Here is an 18,539-nt window from a genome sequence, read left to right on the forward strand (position 1 = left end):
CCATGAGCGGGGGCCCACGCATCGCCATCGACGCCATGGGCGGGGACACCGGCCCAGCCGCGATGATTGCCGGCGCCTCGCGTGCGCTGAGAAAAGACCCGGCGCTCCAGTTCACCTTCTACGGCGACGAGCGACAGGTCCAGGCACAGATCGCCCAGCACAGAAACCTTGGTCCCCATTCGACGATCGTGCACTCGCCCGAAGCGATCGCCGCCAGCGAGAAGCCGAGCCAGGCGATCCGGCGGGCCCGGACGACCTCGATGGGCATGGCAATCAACGCGGTGAAAGAGCAAATTGCCGACGCTGCGCTCTCGGGCGGGAATACGGGCGCCCTCATGGCGATGTCCAAACTGGCACTGCGGACCATGCCGGGCATCGACCGACCCGCTCTTGCCGCCCTGCTTCCAACGCTTGGCGAGACCGACGTCATCATGCTCGATCTCGGCGCCAACACGGAGTGTGATGCACAGAACCTCGTGCAGTTCGCAGTCATGGGCGCCGCTTATGCACGCTGCGTGCTGGGCCTCCCCAGCCCGCGCGTGAAGCTGCTCAACATTGGTACCGAGGAGCTGAAGGGCACCGACGAGCTGAAGGACGCGGCCGCGCTGCTGCGCGAAGCGGACTATCTGCCATTCAGCTTCGATGGATTCACCGAGGGCGACCAGCTTTCACGCGGCGAGGTCGACGTCGTGGTCACCGACGGCTTCTCGGGCAATATCGCGCTGAAAACGGCAGAGGGAACGGCACGCTTCGTCACCGATCTGCTGCGCCGCGCATTCAAGAGCTCGCTCCGCTCGAAAGCTGGCTTTGCTCTTTCCCGTCCTGCACTCAACCTGCTCAAGGTCCACCTTGACCCCAACAATCACAATGGCGCCGTCTTCCTCGGCCTCAACGGTCTCGTCGTGAAAAGCCACGGCAGCGCCAATGCGAAGGGCGTCGCCAACGCCATCCGCGTCGCTGCCAGCATGGTGCGCAACGACATCACCCGGAAGATCGGTGACGACCTCGACAATTTCCGGGCACACGCCTTTGCGGGCGAGGCAGCCGAGTGAGACGCTCGATCGTCGCCGGAGCGGGAAGCGCCCTGCCGCGGCGCAAGGTCACGAATGCGGAGCTTGCGGCAACCGTCGACACCTCGGACGAATGGATCGTCGAGAGAACCGGAATTCGCAGCCGCTACATCGCCGGCGAGGGCGAAACCACCGGCAGTCTCGCCGCCGAGGCCGCCCGGCGCGCCCTTGCGAGCGCCGGCATAGAGGCGGCAGATATCGATCTCATCGTGCTCGCGACGGCGACCCCGGATCAGACCTTTCCTTCGACCGCCACGAAGGTCCAGGCGGCACTTGGAATCAACGACTGCATTGCCTTCGACGTGCATGCCGTGTGCACCGGTTTTCTCTACGCACTCTCGATTGCAGATTCGATGCTGCGCTCGGGCAATGCCGCCAAGGCTCTGGTCATTGGTGCAGAGACCTTCAGCCGGATCCTCGACTGGGAGGACCGAGCGACCTGCGTCCTGTTCGGCGACGGCGCCGGCGCGCTGGTCCTCAGCGCCCAAGAATCCGACAGCGGCATCCTGACGACCAAGCTTCATGCCGATGGGCGCCACAACGATCTACTGTTCGTCGACGGCGGGCCCTCGACTACCGGCACGGTCGGCAAGCTCAGGATGAAAGGCCGTGAAGTCTTCCGCCACGCGGTCGTGAACCTCGCCGACGTCCTCAACGAAGTGCTTGCCGATGCAGGCCTCACCGCCGGCGACGTCGACTGGGTCGTTCCCCACCAGGCCAATGCCCGCATCCTCGATGCGACGGCGAAGAAGCTGGGGCTTCCGGCGGAAAAGGTTGTGGTGACGGTGGACCAGCACGCCAACACGTCGGCAGCTTCCGTTCCGCTCGCATTCGACGCCGCGGTGAAAGACGGCCGAATCAAACGGGGTGACCTCGTCATCCTGGAAGCGATGGGCGGTGGCTTTACTTGGGGCGCAGCTGCGCTCAGGTATTGAAAAAGTTGGAATATCCGATGATTAGTCGAATTGCCGACGCAACGGATTTCCGTTACGAAAACGTAATCGATACGACGGGGGCACGTCGTTCCAGGGCGGGAGAACAAGATGGCCGATTTAGGCATCGCGCGGGTCACCAGTGAGGCTGATGCCGCAAATACCCTGACGCGTGCGGACCTCGCCGACGTCGTCCACCGCCGCCTCGGCCTCAGCCGGGCGGAATCTGCGGGCGTCGTCGAACGCGTGCTTCATCACATGTGCCATGCCCTGTCCGAGGGCGCGAACGTGAAGGTCTCGGGCTTTGGCACCTTCATTCTGCGCGACAAGGGGCAGCGCATTGGCCGTAACCCCAAGACGGGCGTCGAAGTCCCGATCGCCCCGAGGCGGGTGATGACCTTTCGCGCCAGCCAGATCATGCGCGACCGGATCGCGAAAGGCTGACATTGGCGACGGCCGGCGAAAAGGATCCCGGCGCTCTACTGACGATCGGTGAGCTGTCGCTGGAACTGGGCGTCGCCCAGCATATCCTGCGTTACTGGGAAACCCGTTTCCCCCAACTGAGGCCCATGCAGCGCGCCGGCAATCGCCGCTACTACCGGCCGGCGGACGTCGCGCTTGCACGCAAGATCAACCGCCTTCTCAACCAGGAAGGCTATACGGTCCGCGGCGTCCAGAAGCTGCTGCGGGACCGGAGCGCAGAAGCTGCACAACCTTCGCCGGATGCTGGACAGTCTCCCGCCGCAATTGCGGCCCCGGTCGCGGCCGAGACTTCGGACCATGGCGGCACAATCGACGTCTTCCGGTTGATCGCGCTGCGCGACCGCCTGCTCGGAGCGCTCGAGCCCTAGTCGAGATCCCTGGGCAGGATCAGATCGACGATCCTGCCCCGCCCGGGCGCCGCTTCGGCCCAGCGTTCGATATCCAGTTCCACCGCCGCAAGCGCGGCCGTCGGGTATTTCGCGCTGACCCGGTCGCGCAGTTTGTGTTCGTCCTCCTGCGCCAGTTCGACGAGAAGTTGCTGGAGGCCCGGATTGTGTCCGACGAGAAGCGGTGCCTTGATGCTGTCGGGAAGTGCCTGCACCAGCGACAGGAGCTTGCCGGTGTCGGCAAGGTAGAGCTGGGGTTCGAAACGTACCTCGGCGCCGAATTCGAATTTTTCCTCGATTCCGTCGATGGTTTCCCGGACCCGCGCCGCAGTGCTTGCAAGAACGAGGTCGAAGCGCATTCGGCGATGCTTCATCTCGCGCCCGATGCGCCGCGCCGACTTCCATCCGCGATCGTTCAGCGGACGGTTGAGGTCATCGAGGCCCGGGACGTCCCAGTCGGACTTCGCGTGCCGAAGGACGGAAAGCCGCTTCACTTGACCAGTTCCATCGACGCCGCGGCATCTGCCCGCAATCGCTCTCCGACGCGCGCGATCGCCTCATCGAGGGGCACCCGGTTGATGGGTACGCCCGGCGGGAATGCTTTCAGAAGGCGCGATGGCATTGCCGCCGACAGCACGACGAAGAGGCCGCAATCACCTTGCCTTCGGATCAGTCTTCCGAATGCCTGCGCAAGCCGCGCGCGCACCACCCGGTCGTCATAGGCACTTCCGCCGCCGGCCATTCGCCGCGCCGCATGCAATACCGTGGGCCTTGGCCATGGCACCCGTTCCATTACCACGAGCCGCAGCGAATCGCCCGGCACGTCGACTCCGTCACGAAGGGCGTCGGTGCCGAGAAGCGAGGCTCTGGGATCGTCGCGGAAGATGTCGACCAATGTTCCTGCGTCGATCGGGTCAACATGCTGCGCAAGGAGCGGCAGGCCGTCGCGCGCGAGCCGGTCGGCAATCCTTGCATGCACCGCCTTGAGACGCTGGATGGCCGTGAATAGTCCCAGGGTACCGCCCCGTGCTGCTTCGATGAGCCGGGCATAGGCCCCTGCAAGCGAGGCGATGTCGCCCTGCCGGACGTCCGTCACGATCAGGACTTCCGAGCAGCCCGCATAATCGAACGGGCTTTCCGCCTCGAAATGTCCTGCCGGGGTCTGCAGGTGAACTGCGCCGGTGCGCGCGTCGGCGGCCTCCCAGTCCTCGCCGCCGCGAAGGGTGGCCGAGGTGACCAGTACGCCGTCAGCGGGGCTTAGCACCGCTGCTGCCAGGGGCTTTGTGGGATCGAGCCACCGGCGATGGATCGCGACGTCGAATTCACGCCCGTCGACCCTTTCGACGGCAAGCCAGTCGACGAACTCGGGATCAGCTTCGCCACCGATCCGGGCAAGGAGCGCGATCCAGGCAGCAAGCGTCTCGCGCCGCCAGGAAAGTCCCCGGATAGCGCCTTCGACCCGTGCCCGCGCCTGGGCGTCGAGCCAGTCCGGTCCGTCCTCGAGCACTGCCTCCAGTCGACGAGCGAGCGCCGCCAGCGGCTTCTGAAGCGTATCGAGCAGCTCGGCCGCCGCAGCTGCGGCCGAGACCAGCGCGCCGTCGGGTTCTGCAAGTTCGGTCTCGAGACCGTAGCCCGCCTCCTGCGCCTTGGAGCGGGCATAGACTACACCGCGAACCTCCTGGAACAGATGTTCGATCGGGCCGAAGGGCGCACCCTCCACCAGCCGCTGCAGCCAGCCGTCCGAGGGGAGCGCCCTTGCTGCTTCCACGGCCGCCTCGAGTGCGAGTGCGCCCTCCTCGTCATAGGAGGCAACGTCCATGAGCCGGGCCGAAAGGCCGCGACGGCGGCCCCTTGATCGGCCCTCCGGGCCGACGATCCAGCGCCTGAGCTCAATCGCCTCCTGCCCTCCAAATGCGACCGCGAAGGTCGAATCGGCAGCATCGAACAGGTGGTGACCCTCGTCGAACAGGATCCGTCCGGGGGCATCCTCCCGGGCCCTTGCGGCATTGACCATCACGAGCGCGTGATTGGCAATGACGATATCGGCCTCGCGGCTCGCCCGCTCGGCGCGCTCGATGAAGCAGCGCCGGTAATGGGGACAACCTGCATAGACGCACTCGCCGCGGCGATCCGTAAGGGCGGTCGCACCGGCCCGGCGAAACAGGCTCGGCAGCCACCCGGGCAGGTCGCCCCCGACCATGTCGCCATCCTTGGTGTAGGCAGCCCAGCGGCCCACCAGCTGCGCAAGGATCGCCGCCCGGCCGGAGAAGGCTCCCTGGAGTGCGTCTTCGAGGTTCAGGAGGCAGAGGTAATTTTCGCGGCCCTTGCGAATGACGATCCGGCGTGCCCGTTCCTCCGGGTCAGCGAGGAGCTTGGGCCCTTCGCCATCGAGCTGCCTCTGCAGTGCCTTGGTGAAGGTCGATACCCACACGGTGCCCTGCGCCTGTTCGGCCCAGAGGGACGCAGGAGCAAGGTAAGCAAGCGTCTTGCCGATGCCCGTTCCCGCCTCGGCAAGAAGGAGGTTGGGCGCTCCCTTTGCTGGCTTGGGCGCGAAGACGCGCGTCACCGCTTCGGCCATTGCCCGCTGGCCTTCGCGAGCTTCAGCGCGGCCGGTCAGCGCGTCGAGCTTTTGCCGCGCATCGGCGGGCGAGACGAGGATTGTCCGCGGCGGCGGCCGCTGAGCCGATTCCTCCCACTGTTTGAGCTTCGCGAACAGCATCCGTTCCCCTCGCTCGGGCCGTTCGAGCCGCGCGCCGATCAGCGGTGCCCAGGCCCAGCCGAGGCGGTGCAGCGTCACGTTCGACGTCCACGCGCCCTCGCGCTCAGGCCATTGGGGAGCGGCGAGGTCCCCCAGCAGGGCCTCGGCAATGTGCTGCAAGGCAAAGGCTGCCTCGACGTCCGCTCGAGGGGGTTCGAGGCCGAGCTTCCGGCTGAGGCCCGCGGCGGTCGGGACTGCGAAGCTTGCCGGATGGACGAAGGCGAAGAGCTCGAGCAGGTCGAGACCGCTCAGCTCCGGGTAACCGAGGCGCTGACCAACGAGCGGCGCGTTGAGAATGATGTGCGGAGTCTCAGCTGCACGCGCGATTGCCTCGCCGCGGCTTGCCTCGCGCACTTCACCCTCGGCGCTTGCAAGCCAGATACCGGCATGGGTTGCGTGGAGCGCGGGAAGGGGCAAAGGAGCGGGCATTCCGCGGGGACCCTGCCGCCAGCAGAACAGAAGAGCAACGAATTTGGACGCCGAAACGCTTCGAACTGCCGCACTCGCTTCCAAGGCGTGGCCGTACGAGGAAGCACGCAAGCTCCTGAAACGCTGGCCGGACGGAAAGCCCGCAGGCGAGCCGATGATTTTCGAGACGGGTTATGGCCCGTCGGGCCTCCCGCATATCGGGACCTTCAACGAGGTCGCCCGAACGAGCTTCGTCCGCCACGCCTATGAGGAGCTGACCGGCGGGCCAACCCGGTTGATCGCATTCAGCGATGACATGGACGGATTGCGCAAGGCTCCCGACAATGTCCCCAACCGCGACATGCTCGAGGAAAATCTCGGCAAGCCGCTGACCCGCATCCCGGACCCGTTCGGGGAATATGAGAGCTTCGCGCACCACAATAATGCGATGCTCAGGCGATTTCTCGACCGCTACGGCTTCGACTACGAATTTCTCTCGGCGACCGATTGCTACACCTCGGGCCGCTTCGACGATGTCATCCGAAAGGTGCTGCACGGCTGGGATGCAATCATGGGAGTGATGCTTCCAACGCTGAGGGAAGACCGCCGCAAGACCTATTCGCCGGTGCTTCCGATTTCGCCCAGGACGGGACGCGTGCTGCAGGTCACGGTCGATGTGGTCGATGCCGAAGCGGGACTCATTGCATTCGATGACGAGGATGGCTCCCGCGTGCAGCAATCGGCATTCGGCGGGGCAGCGAAGCTCCAGTGGAAGGTCGACTGGGCTGCCCGATGGGCAGCGCTCGGGGTCGACTATGAGATGGCCGGCAAGGACCTCATCGACAGCGTCGTTCAATCGGGAAAGATCGCGCGCGTCCTGGGTGCCCGCCCGCCCGAGGGTTTCAACTACGAGATGTTCCTCGACGAAAGGGGCGAGAAGATCTCCAAGTCGAAGGGCAACGGCCTCAGCCTCGAGGAGTGGCTGCGCTACGGCAGCGAACCGAGCCTCAGCTTCTACATCTACCGCGAGCCCAGGCGCGCGAAGAGCCTGCACATCGGCGTGATCCCGCGCGCGGTCGACGAATATTGGCAGTTCAGGAACAATTATTCCAAGCAGCCTCTCGATCAGCAGCTCGGCAATCCGGTCCACCACATCCATGCCGGCAAGGTGCCGCAAGAGACCCTGCCGCTGACCTACGGGCTGCTCCTGAACCTCGTCAGCCTGCCCGGTGTGGCAGACAGGGAAACGGCCTGGAAGTTCGTTCAGCGCTATGCTCCGGGCACCTCACCGGCGAGCGATCCCGAGCTCGACGAACTGATCGGGCTTGCCGTGAACTATGCCCGCGATTTCGTCGCTCCGGACCTCAAGCGAAGGCGTCCGAGCGCGCTCGAAGCCGAGGCGCTGCGCGACCTCGACCAGGAGCTTGCGAAGCTCCCCGAGCACGCCGAGGGCGAAACCATCCAGCATGCGGTCTTCGAGGTCGGCAAACGGCATCCGTTCGAAAGCCTTCGGGCCTGGTTCCAGGCTTTGTATGAAACGCTGCTGGGCTCCAGCCAGGGCCCAAGGATGGGAAGCTTCATCGCCCTTTACGGGATCGGGAACAGCCGCGACCTCATTGCGCAGGCGCTGGACAATGTGGCCGCCTAGGGCGTGAGGCCGTCCGCGCTTCGACTAAGGTCGAAAAGCGAGAATGCCGCGCCCGAGGCTGCAGCCGTTGCTGCAGCAGCCTCGCGCGCTCGTTCGTACGGGCAGGAAGACTCATGATCGCCCTCGGCTGAGACGGGGCCGACGGAAGCGGATGCGATGCCGCCGATAGCGGCAACAAGCAGCAGTCTACGCCAACGTCCAGACATTCGCGTCTCCAACAGGCTCGCCTTCACCAAGCCTTCAGCCCGAACGTCAACGCCCGCTCGACACCAGTCGAAACGGATTTCGACGAACGGTCAGCTCCGCTGCTTGGCCGCCACCCAGGCGCGGATCTTCTGCTCGAGGATCTCGAGCGGAAGCGCGCCCGAATCGAGCACCTGCGCGTGGAACTGGCGGATGTCGAACTTCGGGCCGAGCACCGCCTTCGCCTCGTCGCGGAGGCGCTGGATGGTGAGCGCGCCGACCTTGTAGGCTGTCGCCTGGCTCGGAATGGCGATGTACCGTTCGACCTCCGCGGTGGCGTCGGTCTTCGACTCTCCGGAATGGTCGAGCATGTACTGGATCGCCTGGTCGCGGGTCCAACCCTTGGAATGGATTCCGGTGTCGACGACGAGGCGCATCGCGCGCAGCATCTCGTCGTTGAGGGTGCCGAACCGCTGGTAGGGGTCCTGGTAGAAGCCCATCGGATAGCCGAGCGTCTCCGAATAAAGCGCCCAGCCCTCCACATATGCGGTGTTGCCGCCGAACCGCATGAAGTTCGGGAGCGCCTTGTTTTCCTGCGCAAGGCTGATCTGGAAATGGTGGCCAGGCTCGCCCTCGTGGAGGAACAAAGTCGTCTCCTCCCAGGTGAAGCGGGAGGGAAGATCGTAGGCGTTGAAGTAGAAGGTGCCGGGGCGGGTCCCGTCAGCTGTCCCCTGCTCGTAGCTGCCGCCCGCCTCGAATTTCTCGCGATAGGCAGGGTAAGGCCGGATCACGAGCGGGGTTTTTGGAACCAGCGAGAAATATTGAGGGACTTTCGCCTCCACCGCCTGCTTGATCCGGTAGAAATCGTTCTGGAGCTGGTCCCTGCTCTTGGGCGCAAACTTCGGGCTGGTTCGCATGAAATCGAAGAAGGCGTGGAGGTCGCCCTTGAAGCCGACTTCCTGCCTCACCTTCTCGAAGTCCTTGGTGATCCGTGCGACTTCGCTGAGACCAAGCTCGTGGATCTGGTCCGGGGTCATCGGCAGCGTGGTCGTCGACTGCACCTCATAACGGTAGAGTGCGTCTCCACCCTTCATGTACATGAGGCCGACGCCTTCGCGGGCATGGCCCAGATATTCGTTCTGCAGGAAATCGCGCATGCGCTGCAGAGCCGGGTAGATGACCCCGCTGATCGACTGCCGGTACTCGTTCGTCAGCCGTTCGCGCTCGGGTGCAGCGATCGATGGAGGGAAATTCTTGATCGGTCCCCAGTAGGGCGATTCCTCGGGCTTGAGCTTCAGCTGGTTGTCGAGCTGCTCGAGCATGTTGCGGACCGTCAGCTTGGTGTCGACCACACCCTCCGCCTCGCCCTTGCGCCACTGGCGGATCGCCTCGTCGATGTTCGCGGCGAAGTCGCGGTTGCGCTTGAGGCTGTTCTCATAGTCCCCAACGCTTGCGTAAGGGGCGCCGCCGTTCCCGCTGGCAATCGTCGGATATTCCGTGTGGATGCCGAAGAAGTGATTGATCGGCAGCGCCTGGGTGAGTTGCAGTAGGTCTGGCTGGAGCGCGCGCAGCGTGTCCTTGGTCTGGAATTCGAACACGTCATAGGCAAGCTGGTCGCTCTGGCTAAGATCGCCGCGCGGGACTGTGCGGAGCGCCGCAAGATCATGCTCTGCTGCCGCCTTCTCACCCTGGTAGTGGGCATCGCTGAAGAGATCGCCGAGCCGGTCCGCATAACGATAGTCGCCCCGGAAAAGCGCCTGCAGCGGGTTGCGCTTGAGGCTCGCCTCGTCGCTTTCCTTGAAGAGCTGGAACAGCTTGTCGTGCGCACTCTGCCGAGCGGCCACGGAAGCGGGAGCGGGCTGTGCGTCAGCCACGGCAGGTAGGGCAAGGGCGAGCAGCGAACAGCAAAGGGTGAGCCGGCCAGCAAATTTCATGGAGACCTCGAATGACTTGTTGCCTTTTGCGAATGCAAAAGGGGCGCTGCGATTAGGCTCGCAACGCCCCTTCGATCAATGAGCAGTAAAGCTCTACCAGAAGAAGTTGTGAATCACATCGACGACTTCGCCGCTGTAGGTGTCAACGAGCACCGCATCATTCCAGTAGCGCACCCAGACCGTTCCGGGCGGCGGATAGGGCAGACCGTACATCGCCGGGTCGATCCAGTAGCGCTGGCCGAAGTAGAGCGGGGCCAGATTGTAGCCGACGTCGAACGGCCGATAGCCGTAGCCGAACGGATCGAAGTAGATGCCGAGCCGGAACACCGACCGATGCCGGTCACGGTAGTGCCTCCAGTCGTACCGGCGGTCGTTGCGCCAATCCCGGTTCCAGCCGCCGTTTGCCCACCGGCTGCCCTCGACGCGCCGCTGCTGGACGTCTCGCTGGCGGAAGTCGCCGCTGCGATCCTGGCTCCAGCTCTGGCGATTGCGCCACGCGCCGTCGCGCTGCGCCTGATCGGTTTGCTGCGCTTGACCGGCAAAGCCGCCCCGGTAGCCGCGGCGATCGCGATAGGTGCGCTCCGCCTGTTGCTGCTGCTCGATGACCTGCTCGCGGGTGACGTTCTGCTGGCCCTCGAAGCGTGAGCGGTCCCAGCGGCCGCCCTGTCCCTCGGCCTGGCCCTGCTGCCGACGGCCCTCGTACTGGCGCACTGCCTGCTGCTGCGCCTGCTGCTGAGCCTGCTGAGCCTGCTGAGCCTGCTGCATGCGCTCGGCATTCACGCCGCCGTTGAAGCGCTCGGTGCGGGCCTGGTCGCGCACCTCCTGGCGTTGCTCGCGCACTTCCTGGCGCTGCTCGCGCGCCTGGCTGCGATCCTCGTGCGACTGCTGGTTGTTGGATTGTGCCTCGTCATGGTGCCATCGACCCTGATCTTGCGCGAGCGCGGGCGACGCGGCGGCACCTGCAAGCAAAATGGAAATGATGAGCTTACGCATGTCAGTCACTTTCTCTGTTCCCTGGCATGCGCAATGCGACTCGACGGCTGAGCGATGGCTGAACCGTTTCGGAAGCGTATGTTCAGCCTTGTAAGTTGGCTGGCGGGCCCGCGGCCGGCGCAGGCTGAGCAGCCGAGGCCCGGGCGATCGCCTTGCGAATCCGCGGGTAAGCGCCGCAGCGGCAGATATTGGGAAGTGCCGAAAGCTGCTCCTCGCTCGGCGAAGGACTAGCTTCCAGAAGCGCCGCTATCGCCATGATGAACCCGGGCTCGCAATAGCCGCACATGGTCACCTGCTCGAAAAGCCAGGCCTGCTGCACGGGATGCGTGCCGTTCGCAGACAAACCCTCGATGGTCGTGACGCTTGCGCCCTCGAGTTCTTGCAGGGTCACGCTGCAACTCATGACGGCGTGACCATCGATGATCACCGTGCACGCGCCGCAATCGCGGCTGTCGCAGCCATATTTGGTCCCAGTGAGGTTGGAAGCATCGCGCAGCGCCCACAGGAGCGGGGTCTGCGGATCAAGCTTATATTCGATACCCTCGCCGTTTACGGTCAGTCGCACCATGATAACGAGGCTAGCGCGCAGCCTTGAATGCGTCACCCGGAACTTGTCTTGGCGCCCGATTGCCGTGAAGGAGCCGCGTCCCATTTCCACATGGATGGGCGCCCTTTAGAATAGAGGGACTGCGATGCCGCGCGTGATCACCAACAACGGCTACGATATCGGCTATGCCGAAAGGGGCGGCGGCAATGCCATCCCCATCGTGTTCCTCCACGGCGTCGGCTCGGACAAAAGCGTCTGGCATCCGCAACTGGAGCATTTCAGCCGCGAGCGGCGCGCAATCGCCTTCGATTATCCGGGATACGGAGACAGCGATCCTGCGCCCGACGGCACGACGCGCGACGACTATGCCTCGGCAATCATCTCCGCGATGCATGAGCTCGGTGTCGACCGCGCGCACATATGCGGCCTTTCGCTCGGCGGCGTCGTCGCGATCGCCACCCACCACGCCGCCCCGGACCGCTGCGCCTCGCTGATTCTCGCAGACACCTTCGCTGTCCACCCGGATGGACGCGTCCTTTACGAGCGGAGCGTCGCTGCGAGCAGCAACCTGCGAGGAGCCGCCGAAGCGCGCGTGGACGTACTGCTCGCACAGCCAGCGAACCCGGCTGTCCGCAGCGAGGTGGTCGAGACCATGGCGCGGATCGATCCCGCCGCTTATCGCATCGGCGCCCGAGCCGTTTGGCTCGCCGATCAGCGCGAGCGCGCGCAGGACATCGACGTTCCTGCACTCGTTCTCGTCGGCAACCAGGACCTCATCACGCCGGCCGAACTTTCGAGCGAGCTCGTCGACCTCGTCCCCGATTCAAGAATGCAGGTCATCGCGGGGGCGGGCCATCTCACCAATCTCGAGAATCCGGCCGAGTTCAACGCCGTGGTCGGACAGTTTATTCAAGGCCACTCCTGAGGGTCAGCAGCGATGAACCGAAAGATGCCGGTGACTCCAAACCCCTGCCTATGCGGACGCTACTGTGCCATGCTGCGGGAATGGCCTTGCGCGATTTCCTGCTGTCCGCTCGCTCTTCCCCAGGACTGAACGCATGAAGATCGCTTGCGTCGGCGGCGGCCCTGCCGGGCTCTATTTCGCCATCTCGATGAAGCTTCGCGATCCTTCCCACGAGATCGAGCTCTTCGAGCGCAACCCTCCGGGTGTGACGTTCGGCTGGGGCGTCGTCTTCTCGGATCTCACCGTCGACAATATCACTCGCAACGACCCGGTTTCCGCGCAGACCATCACGCAGGAATTCGCGCACTGGGACGACATAGACGTCCACTTCAGGGGCGAGACCATCACATCGGGTGGCCACGGTTTCATCGGCATCGGCAGGAAGCGCCTGCTCGAGATTTTGCAGAACCGGGCGCGCAGTCTCGGCGTCATCCTGCACTTCGATGCAGAGTGCGATCCTGCAGACGCCAAATGGCAAGACTATGACCTCGTCATCGCGTCCGACGGGATCAACTCGCGTTTGCGCGATGCGCAGAGCCAGGCCTTCGGAGTCGACGTCGACGTGCGCGCGAACAAGTTCGTATGGCTCGGCACCAGCAAGGTCTTCGACGCCTTCACATTTGCCTTCGAAGAAACCGAACACGGCTGGATCTGGGCCCATGCCTATCGCTTCGCACCCGATTGCTCGACCTTCATCGTCGAATGCTCCGAGGAAACCTGGGCCGGCCTCGGCTTCGACCGGATGAGCCAGGAAGAGAGCATCACTGCGTGCGAGACGCTCTTTGCGAAATATCTCGATGGCCATCCGCTGCAATCGAACGCTTCGCACCTCGTCGGCTCGGCGGCATGGCTGAACTTCCGCCGGATCAAGTGCGAGCGCTGGAACGCTGGCAACGTGGTCCTTCTTGGAGACGCCGCGCACACCGCGCATTTCTCGATCGGCTCGGGCACCAAGCTCGCGCTTGAAGATGCGATGAAGCTCGCAGAGGTGCTCGGCCGCGAGGACCTCAGCCTGGAAGCGGGGCTCGACGAATATCAGGCCGAGAGAAGCCTCGAAGTCCTCAAGCTTCAAAACAGCGCCCGCAACTCGACGGAATGGTTCGAGACGCTCGATCGCTATACCCATTTCGAACCGCTGCAGTTCGCCTATTCGCTGCTCACCCGCTCACAGCGCATCAGTCACGAGAACTTGCGGCTTCGCGACCGTGAGTGGCTGGAGACGGTGGAGCGCTGGTTCTGGAAACGCGCAACTGAGGGTCGATCCAACAAGACCGCGCCCCCGATGTTCGCTCCATTCAAGCTGCGCGAAATGCAGGTCGAGAACCGGATCACCGTGTCGCCGATGGCCATGTATTCGGCGCAGGACGGGATTCCCGGCGATTTCCACCTCGTCCATTACGGCGAACGTTCGATGGGCGGTGCAGGCCTCCTCTTCACCGAGATGACGTGCGTGTCGCCCGAGGGCCGCATCAGCCCTGGATGCACGGGAATGTGGAAACCGGAGCACGTCGCCTCCTGGAAGCGCATCGTCGAGTTCGTGCACGCGCAGTCGAAGGCCAAGTTCTGCCTCCAGCTCGGCCATTCGGGAGGAAAGGGTTCAACGCGGCTCGGCTGGGAGGGCAGCGACATCCCTCTCGAGGGGGGTAACTGGCCGGTGATGGCTGCAAGCGACGTCCCCTGGTCACCCGTGAACCAGACGCCGCATCCCATGACGCGCCGCGACATGGACGAGGTACGCGACCAGTTTGTGGCCGCGGTGGGCATGGCGCTCGAAGCGGGTTTCGACATGATCGAGCTCCATGCCGCCCACGGCTACCTGCTTTCAGGCTTCATCACCCCGCTTCAGAACAAGCGGACCGACGAATATGGAGGCTCGCTCGAAAATCGCCTCCGCTACCCCCTCGAAGTCTTCACCGCGATGCGGGAGGCCTGGCCAGGCGACCGGCCGATGTCGGTGCGCATCTCGGCGACGGACTGGGCTGGCGAGGACGGAATCACTGCCGAAGAGGCAGTGATCATCGGTCGGGCGTTTGCGCAAGCCGGGGCGGACCTCATCGACGTCTCGGCGGGCCAGACCTGGGCGGGGCAGCAGCCGGTCTACGGCCGCATGTTCCAGACGCCCTTCAGCGACCGCGTGCGGAACGAGGCGCGCCTCGCGACCCTGGCGGTAGGAAACATCTACGAGCCGGACCACGCCAATTCGATCCTTGCAGCTGGCCGGGCTGACCTGGTGGCGCTCGCCAGGCCCCATCTTGTCGATCCGTTCTGGACGCTGCGGGCAGCGGCGCAGCTCGACTACCGCGACGTCCATGTGCCGCCGCAATATCTCAACGGAATGTCCCAGCTGGCGAGAAATCTGAAGCGCGAGGCCGAGGCCGCCGCGGCCCTGAGAGCGTGAGCCCCGCCTAGAGCGCCACCGGCTCTGCAAAGACGCCGCCCGCGTCGTGTCCGGAAGCCCAGCAGATGATCGCCCTTATGGGATCGAACTTACCTGCCTCGAGCGTCACTTCCCGCCCGACCTCAAGCGGATCCATCGTTCGCAGCCGAAAGCCGTCCGCCGACACGTTCAAAATCTGCGCCTCGGCCTGACCGTCGTTCCAGCACACGCGCACGTCGAATTCGGCGTCCACGCGGGGGTCCCTCGGGAGCCATTCGCTTCCCTCGAGAATCGCTTCGTGTTTCATCTGGCGTCCACTTCAGCTCGTCCATGACCGATTGCCGTGCTTGCCCGTTGTCCAGACAGGCATGTGCGCGGCAATCTTCCGCATGCACCGGTTCCACCATGCCGATTTTGCACAGGATGGCTGATCAGGTCCTGAAGGAAGCTGGTTGCGATTTCGTTTACCACCCGAAACGGCCGCGGGGTCGCGCAATCAGCGGACCGCGACGGCGATCCAGCCTTATTCGGCCCGTGCGCGCCCGGGCATGCCGGCAGCGGCGCCGGTCGACTGGGACAAGCTCGAGGTGATCGAGGGTTCCGATGCATTCACCATGGCGAAAAGCCGCGGGCTGAAAGGATTGGCAGAAGGCGGAGTGTGGCTCCTTAGGCTCCGGTGACCGGTTCGGCCCACTCGCGGGCTTTCTCGACGGCATTCAGCTCACGGATCAGCGCATCGACGCTTCGGGTGAGGTCATTGAGAAAGGTGATCTCGTGCCGGGCGCCCCGATAGCTCTCCGCCATCAGGATCGCGTCGATGAGAATGGGGACGACGACGCTTTCGGGATCATCGATGTCCTCGAGGCCGCGAAGCTTCGCGAGCGCTTTTCGCCGCGCTCCGACCGTGTCGTTCATCGCCTCGGTCCGTCCGATACACCATGCCATTGCCGCTCTCCCGCTTGACGCCCTCGAGGATACGCCTGCCGCGCCAATCGGAAAGTTCGAGCCGCCGCACCGGCGGTGCGGCTCGGCGCTAGTTGGTGTTAACGCCTGGCGGAAAACACAAGGCGAACGACGTCTTCGGGACCCGCTCAAGCTCCGGGCCAGGGAAGGCCCTTGGAAATCCACCAGGCACCCGCCGCGGCGATCAGCGCAGTCACCAGGCCTCGCCATGCCGGCGCCGCCGCGGGTTCAACCACCCCGTCGCCGACCTCTTTGCTGCCCGTGACCATCGGACCCACGAGGTTGTCGCGCTTTATCAGGAGGTAAAAGAGGATCGCGAGAACATGGAGGGCGACGACGGCAAGGATGATGTCGAACAGCCACGCGTGGGAGTCCCGGGCCCACTCGGCCGTGTCATAGGACACGAACTTCGCGAGCGATCCAGCCTCGATGCCGTCGACGTCCTGCGCAAAGAGCCCCAGGCCCACCTCGATGATCATGAGGCCAAGCAATGCAAGGACGCTGAGCGCGCCCAGCGGATTATGGCCGAGGCTGGCGGGCGAACGGCCGCGCAGATAGGCCGCGATCGCGCGCGGGCCTTTGACGAAATGCGCGAACCGCGCCGTCGAGCTTCCGAAAATGCCCCAGAGAATCCGGAACAGCAGCAGGCCCAGTGTCAGGTATCCGAGCTTTTCGTGAAGCTCAGTGCGACCCGAGTGCCAGGTCCACCACAAGGACGGCAGCAGCAGCGCAAGGCTCCAGTGAACCAGCCTCACCGGAAGGTCCCAGAGCCGGATTCGCCGCTTGTTTGAGCTCTCGCCCGCCAAGCCTATTTCTTTTGCCGGAACGTGTCGTGGCAGGCCTTGCAGGCTCCCCCGACCTCGTTCGCAGCCGCCTGCGTGGCGGCGACATCGCCTGTCCCGGCGGCAAGGGCGAGGCCGTGGGCGGCGCCGGCAAGTCCGGCCGCCCGCTGCTTGAACAAGGGCAATTGCTGCCAGATGATGGCCAAGGCCTCCGTCTTCACGCCCGGCTGCTCACCCGTCCCGCTCGGAAACCAGCTCGGGATCTGCGGCGCCAGGGCTTCGATCAGATGCGCATTGGCCGAAATCGCCGCAAGATTGGGTTGAGACTGGTCAAGTTCGTCCTTGATTGCCTTCGCGGCCTTCGCGATCTCCTTGTAATGGGTGATGCGCGCATCGACGGATTTCTGCACGGCAGCCGGGTCAGGCGGAGCAGCGGCCAGCGGAATACAGATGAGGCCAGCCCCCATCGTCAAACCGACAAGCCTTGCGGCTCCATGCATGGATGGTCTCCAGCCAGCTTCCTTGACAAGGCGGCGACAATGTCGCGGCAATCTTCGACTGTCCATTCGCTTCAACGATGCCTTTCCGCGATCAACGGCTGCGGGCAATCTGTGGGCCGGATGGACGAAATGAGTTCAAAAATTTCCGGGAGTCCTAGTCCGTGACACAGGCTTATATCTGCGACGCCGTGCGAACGCCGATCGGGCGTTATGCGGGAGCATTGTCCTCGGTGCGCGCCGACGATCTTGCGGCAATTCCGATCAAGGCCCTCATTGAGCGCAATCCCACGGTCGACTGGGGCGAACTCGACGACGTGATCTTGGGCTGCGCCAACCAGGCGGGCGAGGACAACCGCAACCTTGCACGAATGGCGGCGCTCCTTGCTGGTCTTCCGGACAGCTCGGGCGGCGTGACCCTGAACCGCCTCTGCGGTTCGGGTCTCGATGCGGTGGCAATGGCTGCGCGTGCCATTCGCGGCGGCGAATCGGACATGATGATCGCCGGCGGCAGCGAAAGCATGAGCCGCGCGCCCTTCGTCATGGCCAAGGCGACCAGCGCGTTCGACCGCAATGCCGAGATGTACGACACCACGATCGGCTGGCGCTTCGTCAATCCCAAGATGAAGTCGGCCTACGGGGACGACACGATGCCAAGCACCGGCGAGAATGTTGCCCAGGAATTCCAGGTCAGCCGCGAGGATCAGGACGCGTTCGCACTTCGGAGCCAGGAAAAGGCTGCAAGAGCGCAGGCGAGCGGCCGGCTCGCCGCCGAGATCGTTCCCGTCGAGATCCCGCAGCGCAAGGGCGATGCTGTCCTCGTCGACAAGGACGAGCATCCCCGCGCGACCTCGATCGAGGCGCTTGCCAGGCTCAAGCCCATCGTCCGCTCCGATGGGACGGTCACGGCGGGCAATGCCTCGGGCGTCAACGATGGCGCCGCAGCAATCATCATTGCCTCGGAAGAGGCGGTGAAGCGAAACGGTCTTACACCCCGCGCCCGGGTTCTGGGGGCAGCGGTTGCCGGCGTCCCGCCACGGATCATGGGCATCGGCCCTGCGCCGGCTTCCGAGAAACTGATGAGGCGGCTTGGTCTGAAGATCTCCGACTTCGACATCATCGAGCTCAACGAAGCGTTCGCGGCGCAAGGCCTGGCCGTCCTTCGCCAGCTCGGAATTGCGGATGACGACGCGCGCGTGAATCCAAACGGCGGCGCAATCGCCCTTGGCCATCCGCTCGGCATGTCCGGGGCAAGGCTCGCACTCACCGCGACGGAGGAGCTTCAGCGAACCGGCGGCAAGCTGGCGCTTGCAACCATGTGCATCGGCGTCGGCCAGGGAATCGCCCTGGCGGTGGAGCGGATTTAGTTCGGGCTCATGGCTGCTGGGGGAGTGAGCGGCTGGCCGAGTTTGGAATGCCCGGTGGACGCGGTTTCGACCGTGCGGCGGCGATCCAGGCTCAAATCCAGGCGAATTCATGGATCGTAAGGCCCGCTAGTCCGTATCAGTATCGACATTCATCCGGCAGGGTTGAGAACTGGGCGATTTTGGAGCGGGTTGCTTTTGAAGGCTTTGCCCGGAACGCGTCATGGGCGTGGGTGATGTTTCCAAGGGT

General features: G+C 64.4%; 19 protein-coding genes. 9 read left to right on the forward strand and 10 right to left on the reverse strand.

Going from position 1 to position 18,539, the window contains the following annotated elements; translation table 11 throughout:
- The first annotated feature begins 2 nt into the window (after nt 1-2).
- From plsX to V8192_RS00705, 4 genes are all read left to right on the forward strand, one after another.
- Nucleotides 3-1,052 (forward strand): phosphate acyltransferase PlsX, encoded by a 1,050-nt coding sequence (gene plsX, locus V8192_RS00690; RefSeq protein WP_341631138.1) that lies wholly within the window; start codon nt 3-5, stop codon nt 1,050-1,052.
- On the forward strand, nt 1,049-2,005 hold the full coding sequence (locus tag V8192_RS00695; RefSeq protein ID WP_341631139.1) for a beta-ketoacyl-ACP synthase III: 957 nt from the start codon (nt 1,049-1,051) through the stop codon (nt 2,003-2,005). The genes plsX and V8192_RS00695 overlap by 4 nt, the downstream gene beginning before the upstream one ends.
- A 108-nt stretch (nt 2,006-2,113) precedes the next feature.
- A complete protein-coding gene (locus V8192_RS00700; RefSeq protein ID WP_341631140.1) occupies nt 2,114-2,446 on the forward strand; it encodes an integration host factor subunit alpha in 333 nt (110 codons plus the stop codon).
- 2 nt (nt 2,447-2,448) lie between these two features.
- Nucleotides 2,449-2,853: a MerR family transcriptional regulator gene (locus V8192_RS00705; RefSeq protein WP_341631141.1), complete on the forward strand. Its 405-nt coding sequence runs from the start codon at nt 2,449-2,451 to the stop codon at nt 2,851-2,853.
- Here V8192_RS00705 and V8192_RS00710 read toward each other — a convergent pair.
- Together V8192_RS00710 and V8192_RS00715 are read right to left on the reverse strand one after the other, a co-directional pair.
- A complete protein-coding gene (locus tag V8192_RS00710) occupies nt 2,850-3,365 on the reverse strand; it encodes a SixA phosphatase family protein (RefSeq protein ID WP_341631142.1) in 516 nt (171 codons plus the stop codon). The genes V8192_RS00705 and V8192_RS00710 overlap by 4 nt on opposite strands.
- The gene (locus V8192_RS00715; RefSeq protein ID WP_341631143.1) at nt 3,362-6,058 is read right to left on the reverse strand and encodes an ATP-dependent DNA helicase; all 2,697 of its coding nucleotides are present in this window, start codon (nt 6,056-6,058) and stop codon (nt 3,362-3,364) included. The genes V8192_RS00710 and V8192_RS00715 overlap by 4 nt, the downstream gene beginning before the upstream one ends.
- Nucleotides 6,059-6,101: 43 nt before the next feature.
- On the opposite strand from V8192_RS00715, the gene V8192_RS00720 reads away from it, so the two are divergent.
- Complete coding sequence (locus tag V8192_RS00720) at nt 6,102-7,685, forward strand: lysine--tRNA ligase (protein WP_341631144.1); 1,584 nt, start codon at nt 6,102-6,104, stop codon at nt 7,683-7,685.
- On the opposite strand, the gene V8192_RS00725 is transcribed toward V8192_RS00720, so the two are convergent.
- The 4 genes from V8192_RS00725 to V8192_RS00740 form a co-directional block, all read right to left on the reverse strand.
- A complete protein-coding gene (locus V8192_RS00725; RefSeq protein ID WP_341631145.1) occupies nt 7,682-7,891 on the reverse strand; it encodes a hypothetical protein in 210 nt (69 codons plus the stop codon). The genes V8192_RS00720 and V8192_RS00725 overlap by 4 nt on opposite strands.
- A 90-nt stretch (nt 7,892-7,981) precedes the next feature.
- Nucleotides 7,982-9,742, reverse strand: coding sequence for a DUF885 domain-containing protein (locus tag V8192_RS00730; RefSeq protein ID WP_341631146.1), 1,761 nt, complete (start codon nt 9,740-9,742; stop codon nt 7,982-7,984).
- A gap of 153 nt (nt 9,743-9,895) precedes the next feature.
- Entirely contained in the window at nt 9,896-10,795 is a 900-nt protein-coding gene (locus tag V8192_RS00735) for an RcnB family protein (protein WP_341631147.1), read from the reverse strand.
- Nucleotides 10,796-10,877: 82 nt separating this feature from the next.
- Complete coding sequence (locus tag V8192_RS00740; RefSeq protein ID WP_341631148.1) at nt 10,878-11,363, reverse strand: (2Fe-2S)-binding protein; 486 nt, start codon at nt 11,361-11,363, stop codon at nt 10,878-10,880.
- Between the two features lie 124 nt (nt 11,364-11,487).
- Here V8192_RS00740 and V8192_RS00745 point away from each other — a divergent pair, with 124 nt between their 5' ends.
- Together V8192_RS00745 and V8192_RS00750 are read left to right on the forward strand one after the other, a co-directional pair.
- Entirely contained in the window at nt 11,488-12,267 is a 780-nt protein-coding gene (locus V8192_RS00745) for an alpha/beta fold hydrolase (RefSeq protein WP_341631149.1), read from the forward strand.
- Between the two features lie 133 nt (nt 12,268-12,400).
- On the forward strand, nt 12,401-14,704 hold the full coding sequence (locus tag V8192_RS00750) for a bifunctional salicylyl-CoA 5-hydroxylase/oxidoreductase (RefSeq protein WP_341631150.1): 2,304 nt from the start codon (nt 12,401-12,403) through the stop codon (nt 14,702-14,704).
- A 7-nt stretch (nt 14,705-14,711) separates the two neighbouring features.
- On the opposite strand, the gene V8192_RS00755 is transcribed toward V8192_RS00750, so the two are convergent.
- Entirely contained in the window at nt 14,712-14,990 is a 279-nt protein-coding gene (locus tag V8192_RS00755; RefSeq protein WP_341631151.1) for a PilZ domain-containing protein, read from the reverse strand.
- A 145-nt stretch (nt 14,991-15,135) separates the two neighbouring features.
- Here V8192_RS00755 and ligD point away from each other — a divergent pair, with 145 nt between their 5' ends.
- On the forward strand, nt 15,136-15,363 hold the full coding sequence (gene ligD, locus V8192_RS00760) for a non-homologous end-joining DNA ligase LigD (RefSeq protein WP_341631152.1): 228 nt from the start codon (nt 15,136-15,138) through the stop codon (nt 15,361-15,363).
- Here ligD and V8192_RS00765 read toward each other — a convergent pair.
- The 3 genes from V8192_RS00765 to V8192_RS00775 form a co-directional block, all read right to left on the reverse strand.
- On the reverse strand, nt 15,350-15,628 hold the full coding sequence (locus V8192_RS00765; protein ID WP_341631153.1) for a hypothetical protein: 279 nt from the start codon (nt 15,626-15,628) through the stop codon (nt 15,350-15,352). The two genes, ligD and V8192_RS00765, sit on opposite strands and share 14 nt — an antisense overlap.
- 146 nt (nt 15,629-15,774) lie before the next feature.
- Nucleotides 15,775-16,452, reverse strand: a complete 678-nt coding sequence (locus V8192_RS00770) for a cytochrome b/b6 domain-containing protein (protein WP_341631154.1) — start codon at nt 16,450-16,452, stop codon at nt 15,775-15,777.
- Between the two features lie 2 nt (nt 16,453-16,454).
- On the reverse strand, nt 16,455-16,928 hold the full coding sequence (locus V8192_RS00775) for a c-type cytochrome (protein WP_341631155.1): 474 nt from the start codon (nt 16,926-16,928) through the stop codon (nt 16,455-16,457).
- Nucleotides 16,929-17,089: 161 nt separating this feature from the next.
- On the opposite strand from V8192_RS00775, the gene pcaF reads away from it, so the two are divergent.
- The gene (gene pcaF / locus V8192_RS00780) at nt 17,090-18,292 is read left to right on the forward strand and encodes a 3-oxoadipyl-CoA thiolase (protein ID WP_341631156.1); all 1,203 of its coding nucleotides are present in this window, start codon (nt 17,090-17,092) and stop codon (nt 18,290-18,292) included.
- Nucleotides 18,293-18,539: the final 247 nt, after the last annotated feature.

Source organism: Sphingomonas agri (genome assembly GCF_038148795.1).
GTDB lineage: Bacteria > Pseudomonadota > Alphaproteobacteria > Sphingomonadales > Sphingomonadaceae > Sphingomicrobium > Sphingomicrobium agri.